20 protein-coding genes are annotated in these 19,825 nt (G+C 35.0%); 6 read left to right on the forward strand and 14 right to left on the reverse strand.

The annotated features are described in order from the left end of the window. Position 1: 1 nt before the first annotated feature. The 14 genes from H602_RS0116335 to hemA form a co-directional block, all read right to left on the reverse strand. Entirely contained in the window at positions 2-508 is a 507-nt protein-coding gene (locus tag H602_RS0116335; protein WP_026978979.1) for a DinB family protein, read from the reverse strand. A 99-nt stretch (positions 509-607) separates the two neighbouring features. Then, complete coding sequence (locus H602_RS0116340; protein WP_026978980.1) at positions 608-1,000, reverse strand: DoxX family protein; 393 nt, start codon at positions 998-1,000, stop codon at positions 608-610. Positions 1,001-1,027: 27 nt separating this feature from the next. Beyond that, positions 1,028-1,561, reverse strand: coding sequence for a carboxymuconolactone decarboxylase family protein (locus H602_RS0116345; RefSeq protein WP_026978981.1), 534 nt, complete (start codon positions 1,559-1,561; stop codon positions 1,028-1,030). 147 nt (positions 1,562-1,708) lie between these two features. Next, complete coding sequence (locus H602_RS0116350) at positions 1,709-2,524, reverse strand: helix-turn-helix domain-containing protein (protein ID WP_026978982.1); 816 nt, start codon at positions 2,522-2,524, stop codon at positions 1,709-1,711. A 173-nt stretch (positions 2,525-2,697) separates the two neighbouring features. Continuing rightward, positions 2,698-3,696 carry a porphobilinogen synthase gene (hemB, locus tag H602_RS0116355; RefSeq protein WP_026978983.1) on the reverse strand — a complete coding sequence of 333 codons (999 nt, stop codon included), beginning with the start codon at positions 3,694-3,696 and terminating at the stop codon, positions 2,698-2,700. A gap of 58 nt (positions 3,697-3,754) precedes the next feature. Beyond that, entirely contained in the window at positions 3,755-4,657 is a 903-nt protein-coding gene (gene hemF / locus H602_RS0116360; protein ID WP_026978984.1) for an oxygen-dependent coproporphyrinogen oxidase, read from the reverse strand. Between the two features lie 46 nt (positions 4,658-4,703). Next, positions 4,704-6,365, reverse strand: coding sequence for an RNA-binding domain-containing protein (locus H602_RS0116365; protein WP_026978985.1), 1,662 nt, complete (start codon positions 6,363-6,365; stop codon positions 4,704-4,706). Positions 6,366-6,453: 88 nt separating this feature from the next. Continuing rightward, positions 6,454-6,825: a hypothetical protein gene (locus tag H602_RS0116370; RefSeq protein WP_026978986.1), complete on the reverse strand. Its 372-nt coding sequence runs from the start codon at positions 6,823-6,825 to the stop codon at positions 6,454-6,456. Between the two features lie 64 nt (positions 6,826-6,889). Beyond that, positions 6,890-7,915 (reverse strand): uroporphyrinogen decarboxylase, encoded by a 1,026-nt coding sequence (hemE, locus tag H602_RS0116375; protein ID WP_026978987.1) that lies wholly within the window; start codon positions 7,913-7,915, stop codon positions 6,890-6,892. A gap of 76 nt (positions 7,916-7,991) precedes the next feature. Further along, entirely contained in the window at positions 7,992-8,672 is a 681-nt protein-coding gene (locus H602_RS0116380) for a uroporphyrinogen-III synthase (RefSeq protein ID WP_026978988.1), read from the reverse strand. A 5-nt stretch (positions 8,673-8,677) separates the two neighbouring features. Next, on the reverse strand, positions 8,678-9,367 hold the full coding sequence (locus H602_RS0116385; protein WP_026978989.1) for a potassium channel family protein: 690 nt from the start codon (positions 9,365-9,367) through the stop codon (positions 8,678-8,680). A gap of 12 nt (positions 9,368-9,379) precedes the next feature. Then, positions 9,380-11,122 carry a TrkH family potassium uptake protein gene (locus tag H602_RS0116390; protein WP_026978990.1) on the reverse strand — a complete coding sequence of 581 codons (1,743 nt, stop codon included), beginning with the start codon at positions 11,120-11,122 and terminating at the stop codon, positions 9,380-9,382. An 11-nt stretch (positions 11,123-11,133) separates the two neighbouring features. Next, the gene (hemC, locus tag H602_RS0116395) at positions 11,134-12,063 is read right to left on the reverse strand and encodes a hydroxymethylbilane synthase (protein ID WP_026978991.1); all 930 of its coding nucleotides are present in this window, start codon (positions 12,061-12,063) and stop codon (positions 11,134-11,136) included. Between the two features lie 56 nt (positions 12,064-12,119). Then, a complete protein-coding gene (gene hemA, locus H602_RS0116400; protein WP_026978992.1) occupies positions 12,120-13,370 on the reverse strand; it encodes a glutamyl-tRNA reductase in 1,251 nt (416 codons plus the stop codon). 229 nt (positions 13,371-13,599) lie between these two features. On the opposite strand from hemA, the gene H602_RS0116405 reads away from it, so the two are divergent. The 6 genes from H602_RS0116405 to H602_RS0116430 all read left to right on the forward strand — a co-directional run bounded on the left by H602_RS0116405 (position 13,600) and on the right by H602_RS0116430 (position 19,767). Then, positions 13,600-14,472: a helix-turn-helix domain-containing protein gene (locus H602_RS0116405; protein ID WP_026978993.1), complete on the forward strand. Its 873-nt coding sequence runs from the start codon at positions 13,600-13,602 to the stop codon at positions 14,470-14,472. A 97-nt stretch (positions 14,473-14,569) separates the two neighbouring features. Beyond that, the gene (gene hemH / locus H602_RS0116410) at positions 14,570-15,589 is read left to right on the forward strand and encodes a ferrochelatase (RefSeq protein WP_026978994.1); all 1,020 of its coding nucleotides are present in this window, start codon (positions 14,570-14,572) and stop codon (positions 15,587-15,589) included. A 3-nt stretch (positions 15,590-15,592) separates the two neighbouring features. Further along, on the forward strand, positions 15,593-16,933 hold the full coding sequence (locus H602_RS0116415; RefSeq protein ID WP_026978995.1) for an MATE family efflux transporter: 1,341 nt from the start codon (positions 15,593-15,595) through the stop codon (positions 16,931-16,933). Next, positions 16,934-17,491, forward strand: coding sequence for a CopD family protein (locus H602_RS0116420; RefSeq protein WP_026978996.1), 558 nt, complete (start codon positions 16,934-16,936; stop codon positions 17,489-17,491). 60 nt (positions 17,492-17,551) lie between these two features. Then, positions 17,552-18,967, forward strand: a complete 1,416-nt coding sequence (locus H602_RS0116425) for an ATP-binding protein (protein WP_084404280.1) — start codon at positions 17,552-17,554, stop codon at positions 18,965-18,967. A gap of 17 nt (positions 18,968-18,984) precedes the next feature. Beyond that, positions 18,985-19,767 (forward strand): enoyl-CoA hydratase/isomerase family protein, encoded by a 783-nt coding sequence (locus tag H602_RS0116430; RefSeq protein ID WP_026978998.1) that lies wholly within the window; start codon positions 18,985-18,987, stop codon positions 19,765-19,767. The last annotated feature ends 58 nt before the right edge of the window (positions 19,768-19,825 follow it).

The raw sequence follows: 19,825 nt of genomic DNA on the forward strand, positions 1-19,825 counted from the left end.
ATTACCAACCTACATAGCTTGGCGGTTTGATTTCATTCAAATTCAGATACACTAAAAGTTGGCCGCGATGATGGGTCACATGGTCTTGGAGTAAGTTCAGGATTTGAATTTTAGTCTTAGGTCCTGCAAAGAATTCTACCTTTGAATCCAATAATTTCGGGTCGGAATTCTTGATTATTTCATACACTGCATCGAATGATTTTTCTAGTAAAGCAATCGTTTCTTTCTTTGAAAGGTGCTTGTCTAGCTTCGCTTTTTTGTATTCTTTATCTGTGAAATACGTGTTGCCTAACCAATCCATATTGTCTTTGATGTGCAACAGTTGCTCGCCAAAAGTCATTTCGCGTTCCGTAGGTTTATAAGCGTATAAATTTTCGGGCATGGCATTGGCAACCTCTAAAAGATAGGTTTTAGAGTTGTTCCATTTTTCTAAAAAAGCATCAGTGGTGGCATTTTGAGCAATGCAACTCGTCGAGAATACTAAAAAGAGTGGAAGCAAATATTTCATAAGTTTTTTGCCAAAAATACAATTATAGAACGCAAAAAAACCTTCAATTAAAAATTTTAACGGAAGGGTTTTTCTGTACTTATTATAAATGGAAGCCGTTTATTTTAAACTGATTTCCTCTTTTTGTTCCAAAGCGAGACCTAATAAAGTGGTGAATAACGCCAGATGAATCATGATATACATCCAGTTTCCTGAAGGAATATGTACCGAAAGTAAAGCCACTAACATGATGATTGCTAAAATTCCGTATGCGTAAAACAGTTGTTTATTGGCAAATAAAAGTAGTCCAGCAGCCAATTCTACTAGTGCTAAAACAGCACCTAGAACGTAAGTTCCTGAGTCTCCAAGAAACCCCAACCCGGTGGATTTTAATAATGCCGCCATATTGTCTAAGCCCACGCCTCCTAAAAAGCCTTCGATTAACTTCTCTAATCCGCCCCAAACAAATAAAAGTCCAAAACCAATTCTGATAATAATGCTTCCTATTTTCATAAATTATATTTTAAAGGTTATTGGTTTTTACAATTCTGGTGCTAATGGAAAGTCGATAGCAAATCCAGTCAAATTATGAATGTAGTTGCTGATGATTTTATCGCCAATGATAACTACCACGTCAATCATGTTGATTTCTGTGTAACCTGCAGCGAAAAATTTATCTTTCGCAACTTGTGATGCATTTCCTTTATTCTCAACAACGGAAGCGGTAAACTTTACTAAGGCATCTAATTTTTCATCAAAAGTAGCCGTTCCTTTTCGCAGTTCAAGTACTTGCTCGTCAGAGAAACCATTCATTTTTCCTAAAACTGTATGAGCCGATTGGCAATATTTACAACCGTTAATTTGACTTGTAATCAGATTAACCACTTCTCTTTCTTTTGCTTTAAGCGAACTTTTTCTGTTTTGTAAGGCTAGATAATCAGCTAATGCAGTATCGCTTTTTGCAAAGTAAGCGTATAAATTGGGTACGAATCCCAAGCCTTTTTCAAGGTTGTTAAAAATAGCTTGATTGTTTTCTGAAACTTCGTTTTTTGTAGGTACTGAAAAATTTTCCATGTCTAAATTGTTTTATTATTATTAAAATTTGTGTCGCTAAAATCCAACTTAGTCGTTGCGATTACTTGACGGTACAAAGGTGTAATAAAACAAGAGGTACTTTATAGACTGTTTTTCCTGATGAGTAGGTAATATTTCCCGAGGGCCTTATTTTTTGAAATTAGAGGGCGAAATGCCTTCTATTTTCTTGAAAAATCGGCTGAAGGTTTGCAGGTCTTCGTAGCCAATTTCATAAGCGATTTCCTTTATTGACTTATCTGAATATTGCAAAAGACGACGGGCTTCTAGTATTTTTCGGTCTTGGATAATCTGTAAAGGAGATTTGTTTCCATATTTTTTGAAGAGATTGGAAAGTGTTTTAGGACTCTTATGAAGCAATTCGGCATAATCCGCCACTTGATGCTTTGTCTTGAAATGTTTTTCTACCAAATAATTGTATTCCCGAATCACATCCAATTGATTTCTATCAAAAGTAGTAAGCTCGGTTTGTTCTTTATAAAGTCGGGTGCAAAGAATGAGCATCCGTTTCAGCATCATCTGAAGCATTTCGTTTTTCAAGTCGTCAATGGATTCCATTTCTATGGAAAACATTTTCCACAAGGTTTCAAATTTCTCAAACTCAATTTCGGGAATCGCGATTTTGGGTAATTGTGAAGCACCAAAGAAGAGAATTCCTTTACAACCCACTTCGTTATCGTGGTCAGAAATGCAATAAAAAGCACGGTTAAATCGGATGACTCTCACCTTTTCAATTTTAATGATTTCGATGTTGTGAAATTCGGTTAGGAAAATAATCTCGTTGGGTTGAAACTTTTTCTCTATACCGTCTACCTTTATGATGAATTCATCAATGGTCCAAATAATGCTTAATCCTTCTGAAATGGACTCTTTTAAAAGTGCACAGTTTTGAGCACCGACTTCGTCCAATCGCAGAAACTCGTTTATTTGTCCGGTATAAAGCATTTGGATGTAGTATTTTTAATTTTGAATCATTGCAAAAGGTAACATGAAAAACTTAATAGCCCCGACAGGAAGGAGCATCCTCCCGTAGTCATTGCGAGGTACGAAGCAATCTACGGGAGATGCGGAAGGATGGCGGGAACATGGAACGCTGAAAAAGCCCAAGCCATTCGCTTCTAATTATTATTCTTCAAATAAATTGCTGCTTCTTTGGCAAAATAAGTCGAAATTAAACTCGCTCCAGCCCGTTTGATGCACATTAATTGTTCCATCATGATCTTGTCGTGGTCGAGCCAACCTCTTTCGGCAGCGGCTTTTACCATTGCATATTCACCCGAAACATGGAAAACCGTTACGGGAACATTGACCGCATTTTTTACCTCACGAACGATATCGAGATACGCCAATCCTGGTTTAACCATCACCATGTCGGCACCTTCTTCTACATCCCAAACGGCTTCTTTGATGGCTTCGATGCGGTTGGCATAGTCCATTTGGTAGGTTTTTTTATCTTTTGGAATTTCCTGATTATCGACGGGTGCCGAATCTAAAGCATCGCGAAAAGGACCGTAAAATGCCGAAGCATACTTTGCCGAATAGCTCATGATTCCCACGTGTGGAAATCCAGCTTCGTCTAGGCCTTGACGCAAACGCAGGATTCTTCCGTCCATCATGTCGCTTGGAGCTACAAAATCGGCTCCGGCTTTTGCGTGAGAAACGGCCATTTTAACTAAAGCGGCATTCGTTGAATCGTTTTCAATATCGCCATTGGCAATGATTCCGTCGTGTCCGTAAATCGAATACGGGTCTAAAGCTACGTCGGGCATGACAATCATTTCGGGACAGGCTTTCTTGATTTCGCGAATGGCTTGTTGCATCAATCCATTGTCGTTCCAAGCTTCTTTCCCGGTATTGTCTTTTAAATCTTCGCTGACTTTTACGTAAATATTGATGGCACGAATGCCAAGTTCGAAAAGTTCTTGTACTTCAATCACAGTCAAATCTATCGAACGACGGAAAATACCGGGCATCGATGGAATTTCTGTTTTATAGTTTTCGCCTTCAGCAATAAACATGGGAAACATGAAGTCGCTTGGACTCAAACTGGTTTCGCGAACTAAACTTCTGATGGATTCGTTTACTCTTAAACGACGACCTCGGTGTAATGGGAACATAGTTTTATAGGTTTTTCTCGCAAAGACGCAAAGACGCAAAGCGAAGTTTTGATATAGCTTATATCCAATCAATCGGATTTTCTAATACTTGAATTAATTTTTCTTCTTCACTTCCTTTTTCAGGATGATGGTCGTAAACCCACTGAACATGTGGTGGCAAACTCATTAATATACTTTCGATTCTACCGTTTGTTTTTAGTCCGAAAAGCGTTCCTTTATCGTGTACCAAATTAAATTCCACATAACGACCACGGCGAATTTCTTGCCATGTTTTTTGCTCGGTTGTGTAAGGTAATTCTTTTCTTTTTTCTACAATTGGAACATAGGCTTCAAGAAAACTATTCCCAACTTCGGAAACAAAGTTGAACCAATCTTCCATTTGCATGTCTTCGGTTGCTTTGCAATAATCAAAGAATAATCCGCCAATTCCTCGTGCTTCAAAACGGTGTGCATTCCAGAAATAGGCGTCACATTGCTTTTTGTATTTCGGATAAAATTCGGGATTGTGTATGTCGCACGCTGTTTTACAGGTTTGATGAAAGTGGGTTGCATCTTCTTCAAACAAATAATAAGGTGTTAAATCTTGTCCACCACCAAACCAGGAGTTGATAACATTTCCGTTGTCATCATACATCTCAAAGTAGCGCCAATTCGCGTGAACCGTTGGAACCATTGGACTTTTGGGATGAATTACTAAACTCAATCCACACGCAAAAAAATCAGCTTCTCCCACGTTGAAAAGTTTTTGCATCGAATCGGGTAGTTTTCCATGAACCGCAGAAATATTAACACCGCCTTTTTCAAAAACATTTCCGTTTTCAATTACGCGAGTTCGTCCGCCACCGCCTTCTGGTCGTTCCCAAATGTCTTCTTTGAATTTAGCTTGGCCGTCAACGGCTTCTAATCCGGCTACAATTTGGTCTTGTAGTTTTTGTATGTAGGTGTAAAATTTATTTTTCATAATTGATATAGGTGTTTAAAAAGCGTTTAAAAGCGTTTAAAAGTGTTTAAACTATTTCCCAATAATATCCTGGGACATTTACAATTTTGCCTTCAATTCTTAATGCTGATAAGTAGTTAGTTACTTTGTTTTTCTTCTTTTCCGCAGTAAGTGCAGTGGATAATTTGGGAATAATTAAATTGTCAATTTTATTTCGTTTAGTTTTCCCCCACTTTTTAAGATATTCAATAATCATTTCTTTAAAGTGTGCATCATCAAAACTGCGATTAGCTAAATATTCTGCTTGTAAACTTTCATCATTTGTAGTTCCGACTATATTATAAGACAAGTAAATATTAGGCCTCCTGCCTTCAATACAATTTAATTTTTTTAAATGTTTGAATTCCTCGTCTGTAATTTCTTTTTGTTTTTGAACCTTATCTAGAAGAATGATTTCATCCAAACCAAGAGATGAATTTTTAATTAAAATTTTAGCAAAATTTTCATCTAAAATCTTCCCTATGATAGTTACTTTAACCCTATTATCGTTAAAGTTATAATCTGGTAAGGGAAAAAAACGCTGTTTTTGAAAGTTAAATATTTTTCGAATACCTCCACCTTGAGTTTCAATCATATCAAGGTTTTTCATAGCTTCTACTAAAAATGGATTACGATAAACTTCTTCAGGTGTGTCGTTCAAAACTACATCTTCAACAGATTTAGGCAGGAAAGAACCATAATTTGAAAAAACTAAATGGTCATCTTCAAACTCTACGACATTAATTCTAGCTCCTTTAGAATAGTCCTGATGTGCAATCGCATTATTTAAGGATTCTCTTATGTTGAACGGTTCGTAACGAAGTACTTCATCAGGAAAGAGAGTTCCATCACGCAAATACCGATATTTTAAATTCCTTATTTTTTTATAGACTTCATCTACCGAAAGTAACAACGGTATGGAAAAAATTTCAAAATCTTTATCTTGATTATCTACTGTTTTTAAATTCCATCGAATTTTTACTGATGAATCTAAAAAATGTTCCGATTCATCTTTGCCGAGAAGTATGAGAGCAGTTCTAGTTATCTTCCCTTTTATAGTCAGTTTGGCTTTATTTAAAAAATCATAATTATTCCAATTATCTGCTTCTGTTGCGTATTTAGGATTTCTTTTTTTAAATTCAACTCTAGCTTTCTCAATTGCATCTTTATCTAAATCTTCAATAGTTGCTTCATTAATGATAACTTTAGACCAATCCTCATTTATTTGAATTTGTGTTAAAATGGCATCTAATCTTGCTTTAGTCATTTCAACTAAATTATCGTCTATTCTTTGCCAGGTTTTTTTATGTGCATAAACGGGCAATCTAAATTGATGTTTAGGAATATTGAAAACCCAAATCGTTTTATTTGTGTCGGACGCTTGAAATTCTTTTACATGGAAATTCTCAATATCTAAATTTGTGCAATTTCCATTAATACGATATCTAATGTTGTCAATATTGTATCCTGAAAAATCTTGAATTCCTATGATATTTAAAGTTTTATCTTGAATTCCAATAATTAAATTACCTCCCTGCATATTAGAAATAGCAGATATATATGAAATTATATCATTTCTTTCATTTCCAGCAACAGCATTTTTAAGCGACTTAAACTCTTTCCACTCGCATTTTTCATTTTCGACTGGATAGTTAATTTGTAAATAATTATGTAATTCTTGTTCTGTCATATAAAATGCTTTACCACATATGCTAATTTAGAATAATTTTTTAAAATATAATTTGCCTATAAATTCATCCCACTTTAATAGATTAAATTTATTTTATGGAAGAAATCTTCCCAAATATCTCAAACGAAAACGTCTTACTCTCACTCTGAATATAATTGTAAATCAACAATGCTTTTTCAATTAGATTCGCTTTTTCAGCGGGAAGTTTCTCTGCTAAATTTATTAAATAATCCGCGAACTTCTCTGTGTTTTCCCAATCAAAATTTAGTTTTCCTAAATGTGCAATTAAGTCAGTTCCCGATGAAGTCAAAAGAATTTCAGTTGTTAAACCAAGACTTTTTAGTTGTTCGTCTATTGTTGTTTTTTCAAAATCAGGAACATAAAGCAGTTCTACCAATTTTTTTAAAATGGCATTAATGCGTTCTTTTTCTTCGTCGCGTAAACTTTTATTTAAAGGCATTTACGTAGTGTTTAAAATAAAATCGCAGTTTCCAATAGTATGAAAACTGCGATTCAATTGTAATTTATTGATTGTATTCTTTTACCGCATCAATGAACGCTTTTGCATGATCCACAGGAATATTAGGTAAAATTCCGTGTCCTAAATTCACGATGTATTTGTCTTTGCCGAATTCATCAATCATTTCGTGTACCATTTTCTTAATCACAGGAATTGGCGACAACAATCTTGATGGGTCAAAATTTCCTTGCAGAGTGATGTTTCCACCTGACAAATATCTAGCATTTCTTGGCGAACAAGTCCAATCTACTCCAATTGCCGAAGCTCTACTTTTTCCCATTTCTCCAAGGGCAAACCAGCAACCTTTTCCAAAAACGATAACTGGAGCGTCGTCTGCCAAAGCTTCGATGATTTGGTTGATGTACTTCCAAGAAAATTCTTGATAGTCAACTGGAGAAAGCATTCCGCCCCAAGAGTCAAAAATCTGAACTGCATTCACACCCGATTTTACTTTTTCTTTCAAATATAAAATTGTTGTGTCTGTGATTTTTTGCAATAAAACGTGAGCTGCTTCTGGATATTCAAAACAAAATCCTTTGGCTTTATCAAAACTTTTAGAACCTTGTCCTTCTACAGCATAACACATAATGGTCCATGGCGAACCTGCAAAACCAATTAATGGAACTTCGTCGTTCAACATTTCTTTAGTCAACTTAATAGCGTCAAAAACGTATCCTAGAGTTTCGTGCACATCTGGTACGATTACTTTTTCTACGTCTTGAATGGTGCGAATTGGATGAGGAACAAAAGGACCAAAATTAGGTTTCATTATTACATCAATTCCCATTGCTTGTGGAATTACTAAGATGTCAGAGAACAAAATTGCGGCATCGGGAGCAATTCTTCTTATCGGTTGAACCGTGATTTCAGCAGCTAATTCTGGCGTTTGACAACGCGTAAAAAAATCGTATTTATCACGTAAAGCAATAAATTCAGGTAAATATCTTCCGGCTTGACGCATCATCCAAACAGGCGGACGTTGAACCGTTTCACCTTTTAATGCTCTTAAAAATAGGTCGTTCTTAATCATAATTATGTTTCTTAATATTTTTTATGAAAACTGGTGTGTCTTCTATTTTAGCTTTTCTAAATACCCCCTTTGGGGGTTAGGGGGCAAAAAAATTTATACATTGAATAATTACGTTTTCTACCGTAGGTTGGTTCGCAATTACTACATTATTTGTTATATTTTCTAACGCGTCTGCCGTGGTTGTGCCAATACAGAAGCAAGTTTCATTGGTTATTTTGTTGTTTTTCAAATAACTCTGAATTCCAGAAGGGCTGTAAAATAAAATTCCATCAAATTTACTCGTTACCTTTTGTGGCGTAAGGCTTGTTTCATACACTTGAATTTCATTGAACACAACTTTAGCTTCTGATAATGCTTCAGGAAGTGTATCACGTCTTAAATTCCCGGTGAAAAAGGTAAACTTTTCACTGCGATAAATGAGCGTGATAATTTCGGCTAAATCTTCAGCATAACCTGTATAGGCAATGACATTAAAACCATTTTCCTCTAAAAGGCCTTTGGTTTTCATGCCTACGCAAAATACATTTTTCTTCCGAAGCACGTCTAGCGTTTCAGAATCTTTTAAATTTTCAACCAAACTTAAAACAGCATTTTGACTGGTAAAAATCAGGTTTTCATTTATAGTTTCAACGGCTACTTTCTGCTGCTTAATTGAAATAAAATCAGCTTCCACGAGGGAAATATTGGCGTTAAGCAAAAACTGTTTTTGATTGACCAGTAATTTTTTAGTGGAAAGGATGCGGATGGGTTCTTTCATTCTGCTTATATTTTGCAATCACAATAAAATGAGATGTTCTTATTTTCACCATAAACAACGAGAATATCGTCTTCTAGTAAAATGGTATCGGGTTTAGGAAGTCCAATAGTTTCCTTAATAATCGATTTTTTTCCTATCAAATTTGTCTTCTCTTTCTTGCGAATAATCGTAATTAAATTCAAATGGTATTTGTCAATTGAGTTCAGTTCGGCAAGTGTTTTTCCGTGAAATTCGGGCTTTGATTTTACTTCAGAAATCGTATAATTATTGTCTAATTGATAATTTTCTAAAGTAGTTTTGAAGTTGATTTGCTTCGTCAATCGGTCTGCTGATTCCTGTTCTGGATGGACGATGCTGTAAATTCCCATCGCCTCTAAAACCGTATCGTGAATAGGAGATAAGGCCCGACTGATGATTTTTACATCCGATAATTTCTTGATAATTGCCGTTGTAATGATTGCAGCACCTTCATTTTCACCAATCGCCACTACAACTTTGTCTGAATCGTTCAAAGGAAGTGCACTGTATGCTAATTCGTTAGTGGAATCCATACAAATGGCGTGTGAAATTTTATCTTTAATTAAATTCACTTTATCCATCTGTTTGTCCACCCCAATCACTTCGTTTCCTGTTTCAGTAAGGCTTATCGCCAATGACATTCCGAAGTTTCCCAAACCAAAAACTATAATTTTCATGCTTTTTCGATTTTAATTAATCAAAATATTTTCTTTTGGATACTCATAAAATTGATGGTTGACTTCACGCAGCAAACCAATCATTAAATTGAGCATTCCGATTCGTCCGATGAACATTGTAGCAATAATTACATATTTACTCGGCTCGGTCATCGTATCTGTAAAATTAAGTGTCAATCCAACGGTGCTATAGGCTGAAAAACATTCAAATACTACTTTAAGAACATCAGTTCCTGCAGGTTCAAAAGTCAAAACTGCAATGATTGCTGCTCCAATAACCATTAATGATATACACAAAATAGCGAAAGCTCGATGTGTAGATTCGCTTGAAATGCGGCGTCCAAAAATTTGAATCTTATTTTTACCTCTAGCTACGGCAACAATGTTCAAAGTTGCTAATGCAAAGGTACTTGTTTTTATACCACCACCCGTTGATGCTGGAGAAGCTCCAACCCACATTAGGAAAATCATAAATAATAAGGAAGGCACTTTCATGTCGCTGTAATCAACGGTGTTAAAACCTGCTGTACGAGGTGTTACAGAATGAAAGGCAGCTGAAGTAATTTTTCCAAAATACGTTCTATGTTCAAGTAGCAAATTATTCTGTTCTGCAATGTAGAAAAATGCAAAACCTGTAACAAGCAAAACGAGTGTCGTAATCAATACAATTTTAGCATTTACGGATAATAATCGCACTTTTTTAGGAACAGATGCTTGCTGGAAAAACTGCACCACAGATGTTTTAACAAACTGCGCAAAATTAAAGATAATGGTATATCCTAAACCTCCAAAAATGATAAGAAGCATTACAATCCATTGCAAATAGTAGTCAAATTTTATATAGCTTTCGCCAAAGCCATTTGCTGCAGTTGAAAATCCTGCATTACAAAATGCCGAAATTGAGTGGAAGATGGAGAAATATACTTTGTCAACTATTTCAGGCTTATCCATGATAGATGTATAGATAAATAGTGCTCCAATTGCTTCAATAAAAACAGTAAATGCAACAATATTTAATGCTGCTTTTAAAACGTCTTTTAAGTTTTCTTGTGCTGTAAAATCCTTTACATTCAAGCCTTCGCGAAAGCTAGAACTTCCTCTAAAAAAGAATGAAAAGAAAGAGGTAAAAGTTAAAATTCCCAGACCACCAATTTGTATAAGTGAAAGTAAAATGGTTTGGCCAACAATTGTCAGCTCTTTTGAAACATTGATTACGGTTAAACCCGTGACGCAAACACCACTTGTAGCCGTAAACAAAGCGTCGGTGAAGGTAATGCTTCCTGTAGTTGCTGTAGGAAGTAATAATAAAATCGTCCCTACGAGAATAATCACGAAGAAACTTCCTATAAAAACAATTGCGGGATTGTAATAGACTTGGTAAATGTACCGTACCAAAAGCATTAGCCTGATAATGAAGTACAAAAACAAACCTGCTTCTATAATAGTCGTTATTTTCTTGAAAACATCAATGTAATAAAGGTCTAAATTGACCAAAGCTACAACAGCAGATATTAATAAGAGTAGCGCTAAAATAGCGGAATTGAAGAAGGCAATTCGCTTTTTGCCTGTGGTGGTGTAATAATAAAATTTAAAAATATTAAAGACTAGTATTGCTATAGTAATACTGACTAACCCTATAAATTTAGGTGTTTTGTAAATTTCAGTTACACTATATCCAAAGTCAAAAACCAAGAAGGCCAAGACGAAGATATCGAAAAATCGATAGATGAATTTTAGGATAGAATCTTTTTCCACGGGAAATGATTTTACTTATTTTGAGTACCCAAAGCTATTTTAATGGAAAGCATTAATTCGGTACCGCCATTTTCTAAAACTTCTTTCGCACAAAGAACGCCAAAATTTTTATGATTGGAGAGTGTAGTTTGTTTTTTTATTTCAATTTTCGTTTGTCCGTCAATAGAAAGCAAGATTCCTTCTAATTCGATGGTGTCATCTTTAATCGTTGCAAAAGCGCCAATTGGTGCTGTACAACCACCTTCTAAAGTCCGAAGAAAATCGCGTTCTACTTTTGTACAAATATCTGTAGCTTCGTGATTTAATTTCCCAATAACTTCTCTGCAAAACGAATCATTTTCCATTGCAACAACTACCATAGCTCCTTGAGCAGGTGCTGGAATCATCCAATCTAAATTCAAGAAATTCTCTGGTTTTAAATTGATGCGTTCTAATCCGGCAGCGGCAAAAATAGCTCCGTTCCAAGGATTGTCGTGTAGTTTTTGCATTCTTGTATTTACATTTCCACGTAAATCCACCACTTTATGCGAAGGATATTTATTGAACCATTGGGCTTGACGACGCAAACTTCCAGTTGCAATAATTCCATCTTGACTTAAAAAGTCTAAACTTCCTTTGTGAATCAATAAATCTAACGAGTTGGCACGTTCTAAAACGGCTGCTTGAACAATTCCGTGAGGTAAAGCTGTTGGAACGTCTTTCATGGAATGCACTGCGATATCAATCGTGCCGTTAAGCATTGCGATGTCTAATGTTTTTGTGAAAATTCCAGTAATTCCCAGTTCATAAAGCGGTTTGTCTAACATGATATCGCCTTGAGCTTTCACCGCGACAATTTCTGTTTTGTAACCTAAATCATTTATTTTCTTTTGAACGGTATGGGCTTGCCATAATGCTAATTCGCTATCGCGAGTCCCAATTCTAATTACTTTTTCTACCACAAATACGTGTTTTTATGTCAATTTTCAGAAGTTTGAAAATTGATTGTATATTTAAATTATCGTGCTTCTATCTGAAACACTTTTTCAATCCAACCAATACTTTCATCGACCATTGTATCATCGTGTTTCAAATGATTGGCAAAGTGAGTAGTGATTTTCTGGATAATTCTGTTACTGATGATTTCCGCTTGAGCTTCGTTAAAATCAGCAATTTTCTTACTTTGATAATCCATTTCAGATAACTTAATTGCATTGAGTTTTTCTTTCAAGGCATGAATCGTTGGAGCAAATTTGCGTGCTTTCGTCCAAGTCATGAATTCCTCTTTATACGTTTCAATGATAAGTTCAGCTGCTGGAATTTGTAATTTTCTATTTTCTAAAGTCTCATCCGTCATTTCTGCCAAATGGTCCATGTGAATAAGAGTGACAAATTCATTCTCGCATACATTTTCATGCACGTTTTTAGGAATGGACAAATCTAAAATCAACAAAGGCTTTTTTAAGTTTAAAATAGCGTTGTCAATTGTAGGGTTTTGAGCTCCAGTTGCAACAACAACAACATCTGCTTTTTGAAGTTCAACATGCAATTCTGAATAATCTTTAACAATTAGATTCAGTTTGCTTGCTAATTTTTCTGCTTTATCTTTCGTACGGTTAATTAAAGTAATATGCTCATTTTTAGTATGTTTTACTAAATTTTCACATGTATTTCTACCGATTTTTCCTGTTCCGAAAAGTAAAATGTTTTTATCCGAAATGTTTTCTACATTATTCATAATGTATCGAACGGCTGCAAAAGATACGGAAGTTGCACCACTACTAATTTCGGTTTCGTTTTTGATTTTTTTGCTAGTTTGAATTACCGTGTTAATCAATCGGTCTAAATACGTGTTGATTAAACCGTGACTTTTTGATTCAGCATAACTGTTTTTTAGTTGACTAATAATTTCAAAATCACCTAAAATCTGACTGTCTAAACCAGTTCCTACACGAAACATGTGGTTTACGGCTTCTTGATTTTTATAGACAAAACCTACTTTTTGAAACTCTTCAACCGTTCCATTACTGTTTTCACAAATCAATTTAATCAATTGAAAAGGATGTTCAGCAAAACCGTAAATTTCAGTTCGGTTGCAAGTTGAAGTAATAGTCAAACTTGGAATTCCTTCCTCTTTGGCTTGAAGTAATAAGTTGTTTTGGGCTTTAGCATCTAGGCTAAATTTCCCTCTTACCACTGCATCTGCTTTCTTGTAACTCAATCCTACGGAGTAAAAATATTGAGGCTTTAAAGTATTGTTGTTTTCCATAATATACATTCTTCCAAAATGTTCGACAAAATTATCACTAAGCTTTTTATAAAAGTAACGCTTAAAGGACTATTTGTGTCGCTTTGAGATATTTTATTATAAAATGCGGATTTCAGCGTTATTTCTTATAAATTTGCACTGAAATCAAGTCCTTGCAACTGTCTTATGTAGAACAATTCTAAATAAATTCGAAGTAAGTACTCTAGAACATTTACGAAAAAATATCGCTATGGGTTCTCAAGAAGTAATAAAAATTGAAGAAGATTTTATTTTAATCCGTTTTCAGAATGATGAAAATGATAATATGTTGGTTAAAAGGCCTGTTGATCAAGGGTTAATACAGTTTCATTTTGGTATTAAAGGAAAAGCAAAATTTGTGTTTAATCAAGGGACTTATGCTTTAGATTTAAAGGAAGAACAATCTTTACTACTCTATAATCCTCAAAAAGAACTGCCTCTAAACTTGGAATTGGCACCAAATACTTGGGTAATTTCCGTGATTATTTCTATTAAAAAATTTCACACTTTATTTTCTACAGAAGCTGAATACATTCCGTTTTTAAGTAGTGAAAATCAAGATAAAAAATATTACAACGATGGAAAAATCAGTCCGTCGATGTCGATTGTTTTGAGTCAAATTTTTCATTTCAACTTAAATCCTTCAATTAAGAATTTATATTACCGAGGAAAAGGATATGAATTGCTAAGTTTGTATTTCAACCGAACTGAAGACCCAAATGCAGAACAATGTCCGTTTTTGATTGACGAAGAAAATGTGATGAAAATTCGCCAAGCGAAAGAAATTATTCTAAGTAATATAGCTGAACCTCCTGGATTACAAGAATTAGCAGATAAAGTAGGTTTGAATTTAAAGAAACTTAAAATGGGTTTTAAGCAAATTTATGGCGATACGGTTTACGGTTTTCTATTTGATTATAAAATGGATTATGCCCGAAAGTTGCTCGATTCTGGTTCGTATAATGTCAATGAGGTAGGCTTGAAAATTGGCTACAGCACCGGAAGTCATTTCATCGCTGCTTTTAAGAAAAAATATGCCACAACACCCAAAAAATACTTAATGTCGATAAATCCAAATACATAATCGATAGTTTTTCGTAATTAAACAATAAACAAAATATAGTTAATCCAAAGGCTGACAAAATTTGACTTTGTTACTTTTGTAAAAATCAATTACCATAATGAAAGGAGTATTATTAGTAAATCTTGGTTCGCCAAAAAGTCCAGAACCTAAAGATGTTAAGCCATATTTGGACGAGTTTTTAATGGATAAATACGTAATTGACGTTCCCTATTTGTTAAGAGCTTTGCTGGTTCGAGGAATTATTTTAAGAACCCGACCAAAAGCTTCGGCTCACGCTTATAAGCAAATTTGGTGGGACGAAGGTTCTCCATTAATCGTACTTTCTGAAAGAATGCATAAAAAAGTGCAGGCAAAAGTGAATATTCCCGTTGCTTTAGCGATGCGATATGGCGAAATGTCTATTGAAAAAGGATTAAAAGAATTGCACGACCAAGGCGTTACTAATGTGATGCTTTTTCCATTATATCCACAATATGCAATGGCTTCGACGCTGACAATTTTGGTTTTAGCCGAAAAAATCAGAGCCGAAAAATATCCAAATATGAAATTTACCGATGTTCCAGCGTTTTATAATAAACCGGATTACATCAAGAATTTGTCAGATAAAATTAAAGCAAGTTTAGAAGGTTACGAGTACGACCAACTGGTGTTTTCGTACCATGGAATTCCAGAACGACACATTCGCAAAACGGATGTAACTAAATCACATTGTAAAATTGACGGTTCTTGCTGCAACACACCTTCACCAGCTCATGAATTTTGCTACCGTCACCAATGTTACGAAACAACCCGATTAGTGGTGGAGCAATTGCAAATTCCAGAAGGAAAATACATGCAAACTTTTCAATCAAGATTGGCTGGAGATAAATGGCTTACACCTTACACCGATACCGAAATTGACAAAATGCCAAGTAAAGGAATTAAGAAAATCGCTGTGGTAACTCCTGCTTTTGTTACGGATTGTTTAGAAACATTAGAAGAAATTGCAATGAGAGCTAAAGAAGATTTTGAAGAAAAAGGCGGAGAGGAATTCTTGGCAATTCCTTGTTTAAATGACGACGATGCTTGGATTCAAACGGTAACCAATTGGATTTCTGATTTCCAAAAAACCAACTAATCAATGGCGGTTACTTCCGAAGAGTTAGGAAATAAGGACATTAAATCATTACTGATAAAACAAGCGGTTCCGGCATCAATCGGAATTTTGTTTATGTCGGTCAATATTTTGGTGGATACTATTTTCGTTGGACAATGGATTGGTTCGTTAGCAATTGCTGCAGTTACCGTAGTTTTGCCTATGACTTTTTTCATTTCCTCTTTAGGAATGGCGGTTGGAATTGGAGGAAGCTCTGTACTTTCGAGAGCTTTAGGTTCAGGAAATAAAGAAAAAGCTGAAAAAACTTTTGGGAATCAAATTTTGATGACGTTCGTTTTGGCTTCGGTATTTGTGCTTTTGGGTATTTTTTTTAGTGACGAGATGTTGCTACTTTTTGGTGCTCAAGGCGATATTGTCAAACCGGCAAAGGAATTCTTTTTTCCAATTATTGTTTCTGTACCATTTTTGGCACTGTCAATGATGGGAAATACTGTAATTCGGGCAGAAGGAAGAGCGAAGTTTGCCATGTTTGCCATGATTATTCCGGCATTCGCCAATATTTTGCTAGACATTTTATTCATAAAGTATTTGGATTTGGGAATGTTTGGAGCAGCTTTGGCTACAGCCATTTCCTATTTTACATGCTTCGTATTTATAGTTTGGTTTTTTATTTACAAAAGTGAATTGCGTCTCAAATGGCACCATCTCAAGTTCGATTTTCCTTTGGTTAAAGAAATAACTTCTTTAAGCTTTGTGACGTTTTCTAGACAAGGCGTGGTAAGTATTTTGGCCATTATTCTGAACCACACTTTGTATACTTTTGGAGGCGAACATTCGGTGATAATTTACGGAATTATCAGTCGGATGTTGATGTTTGCTTTGTTTCCTGTTTTAGGAATAACCCAAGGATTTATTCCAATTGCGGGATATAATTACGGAGCAAATAACCATAAACGGGTGAAGGAAGCCATTTTTATTTCCATCAAATATGCCGCAATTTTAGCTACGATTATTTATGTTGGCATTTTAATATTTACACAAGAAATTGTCGCTATTTTTACAAATGACACTACTGTATTAGCCGAAACACCAAATGCGTTGCGATGGGTTTTTGCAGCGTCGCCAATTATTGCTATTCAATTGATTGGTTCCGCTTATTTTCAGGCTGCAGGAAAGGCGAAAAAAGCATTATTTTTGACGTTGACCAAGCAAGGTTTTTTCTTAATTCCATTAGTTTTACTATTGCCCAATTTTTTTGGTATTTTTGGCGTTTGGATTGCATTTCCTATTTCTGATGTTTTGTCCACCACAATTACCTATTATTTTCTAAACCGAGAAATGAAAACGCATTTAAAGACACACTAAATGGATTACTATTACGACTACTTAAAATCGTTACATTTGATTTTTGTAATTACTTGGTTTGCAGGTTTGTTTTATATCGTTCGCTTATTTGTGTATCAAATTGAGGCTTCTAAAAAGGAATCTCCAGAAAAGGAAATTTTACAGAAGCAATATAAAATAATGACGTACCGATTGTGGTACATTATCACTTGGCCATCGGCAGTTTTGGCAAGTATATTTGCATTTTGGCTACTGTTTTTTACAGAAAGAGGTGGAGCTTGGTTGCATCAACCTTGGATGCATGTCAAACTTGGCTTCGTTTTTGTACTTTATTTATACCATTGGAAATGCCAAATTATCTTCAATGAATTGCAAAAAGATACCGTGAAATATTCCAATACTTGGATGCGACTTTGGAATGAAGGTGCTACAATTATTTTATTTGCCGTAGTCTTTTTGGTAATCTTAAAAAATGCCGTAAATTGGATTTATGGTGTTGTCGGAATCTTTTTGTTTTCAATAATAATAATGTTGGGATTCAAATTCTACAAGAAAATTCGGGAGCGAAATCAATCGTAAAGTATGCTTAAAAGAGTCAAAATAAGAACAATTTCACTTCGAAATAGAATTTTCCTTTCGATGATTTTGTTGACCCTAATTGCCTCGATATTAATTGCTTCCATTTCCATTTACCAGTTCAAACGGGAAGCCAAAGATTACCACCAAGAACGTTTGGAACGTAAGGAAAACGCGATTAAGGAACACATAAATTTCGTTTTAGCGACTACTACTTATCCTTTGACGGAGAAAAATTTACCTTTAATTTTTAAAGATAAAATCCATGAATTATCGGATATTCACAGTCTTCAAATTAATATTTTCAGCCTTGAAGGCAAATTGCTAAAGTCGTCAAAGGCTTCTTTTTCAATTGATACCGTCGCGCCACCCATTCCAAAATACATTTTAGGATTGATTCAATCTTCGATTGATAAACGATATGTGGATGTAAAAACTATTGACGATAAAAAATACCGTGCATCGTTCAGTCAAATTAAAGATTTAAAATTTAAACCGTTGGGGATTTTGAATTTGCCGTACATTCAAGACGATGGTTTTTATGAGCGAGAATTGCGCAATTTCTTGATCCGATTAGGACAGGTTTACAGTTTTATGTTGCTGATTGCTTTTGCTTTGGCCTATTTTCTATCCAGTTACATTACAAAGTCGTTGAAGTCCATTTCAATGAAGATTATTTCAACTACTTTGAACAAAAAGAATGAAAAAATTGAAACGGATGATAGCAGTCGTGAAGTAAGTCTCTTGATTGACGCTTATAACGGAATGGTGGATCAATTGGAGGAAAGCGCCTTACTTTTGGCACAAAGCGAACGTGAACAAGCTTGGCGCGAAATGGCAAAGCAAGTGGCACACGAAATTAAAAATCCATTAACTCCCATGCGATTGACGGTTCAAAGTTTCGAACGAAAATTTGACGCAAATGACCCGGAAATCAAGCAGAAAATTAAGGATTATTCGGATACTTTGATTCAGCAAATAGATACCATGAGTTCAGTGGCTTCGGCTTTTTCTAATTTTGCGTCCATGCCAGCCCAACAAAATGAAACTTTAAATGTGGTGTCTGTAATTGAATTGGCGCTGGAAATTTTTAATGAAGATTTTATACTTTTCGAAGCAGATGAAAAGGAAATTATCACGTTGATGGACCGAACACAACTCATCCGAATCATTACCAATTTAGTTAAAAATGCCATTCAAGCCATTCCTGAAGATTACAAAGAAAAACGAGTAAAAATTAGTGTAAAGAAAGATTCCCATTTCGTTTTAATAAAAGTAATTGATAATGGAAGCGGAATTGATGGCCAAAATATCCCGCGAATTTTTGAACCGAAATTTACCACCAAGACAAGCGGAATGGGTCTGGGACTAGGAATTATCAAAAATATCATCGAAAATTATAAAGGAACGATTACTTTTGAAAGCGAAATTGGATTAGGAACTACATTTACCGTTACGCTTCCTCTAATTAAAAATTAAATTTAAAAATCAAGATCATGAATTACGAAAATATTTTAGTGGCAACCGATAATAAAATCACAACTATAACTATAAACCGTCCAACAAAACTGAATGCGTTGAATAAAGCAACGATTCATGAACTGCACGAAGCATTTAAAAATGCCGAATCGGATGAAAATGTAAATGTAATTTTGTTAACAGGTTCAGGCGAAAAAGCTTTTGTAGCCGGAGCTGATATTTCTGAATTTGCACATTTTTCAGTGGAAGAAGGCGCTCAACTTTCTGCACAAGGACAGGAGTTACTATTTGACTTTGTAGAGAATTTAAAAACGCCTGTGATTGCTGCAATTAATGGATTTGCTCTGGGTGGCGGATTAGAATTGGCAATGTCATGTCATTTTAGAGTCGCTTCTGAAAATGCTAAAATGGGTTTGCCTGAAGTTTCATTAGGTGTAATTCCTGGTTATGGAGGAACACAACGTTTGCCTCAACTTATTGGCAAAGGAAAAGCTATGGAATTGATTATGACTGCCGGAATGCTAAATGCAGAAGAAGCTTTGGATTGGAAATTAGTAAATCATGTAGTTTCTTCTGCTGAATTAATTCCTTTTTGCACTGAAATTGCGACTAAAATTTTAAGAAATTCGCCGATTGCAATTTCAAAAGCGATTAAGTCGATTAATGCGAATTTTAAAGATGGAGTAAATGGTTTTGAAACCGAGATTAAGAATTTCGGAAAATCATTTGGTACCGAAGATTTCAAAGAAGGAACCACCGCATTTTTAGAAAAAAGAAAACCAGTTTTTACGGGAAAATAACATAAGGTTAGAAACTCTAGAAAATTCTCGACACTAATTAGCACAAATTATTATATAA

Origin of the sequence: Flavobacterium tegetincola DSM 22377, from assembly GCF_000425485.1 — a bacterium.
Classification (GTDB): Bacteria; Bacteroidota; Bacteroidia; order Flavobacteriales; family Flavobacteriaceae; genus Flavobacterium; species Flavobacterium tegetincola.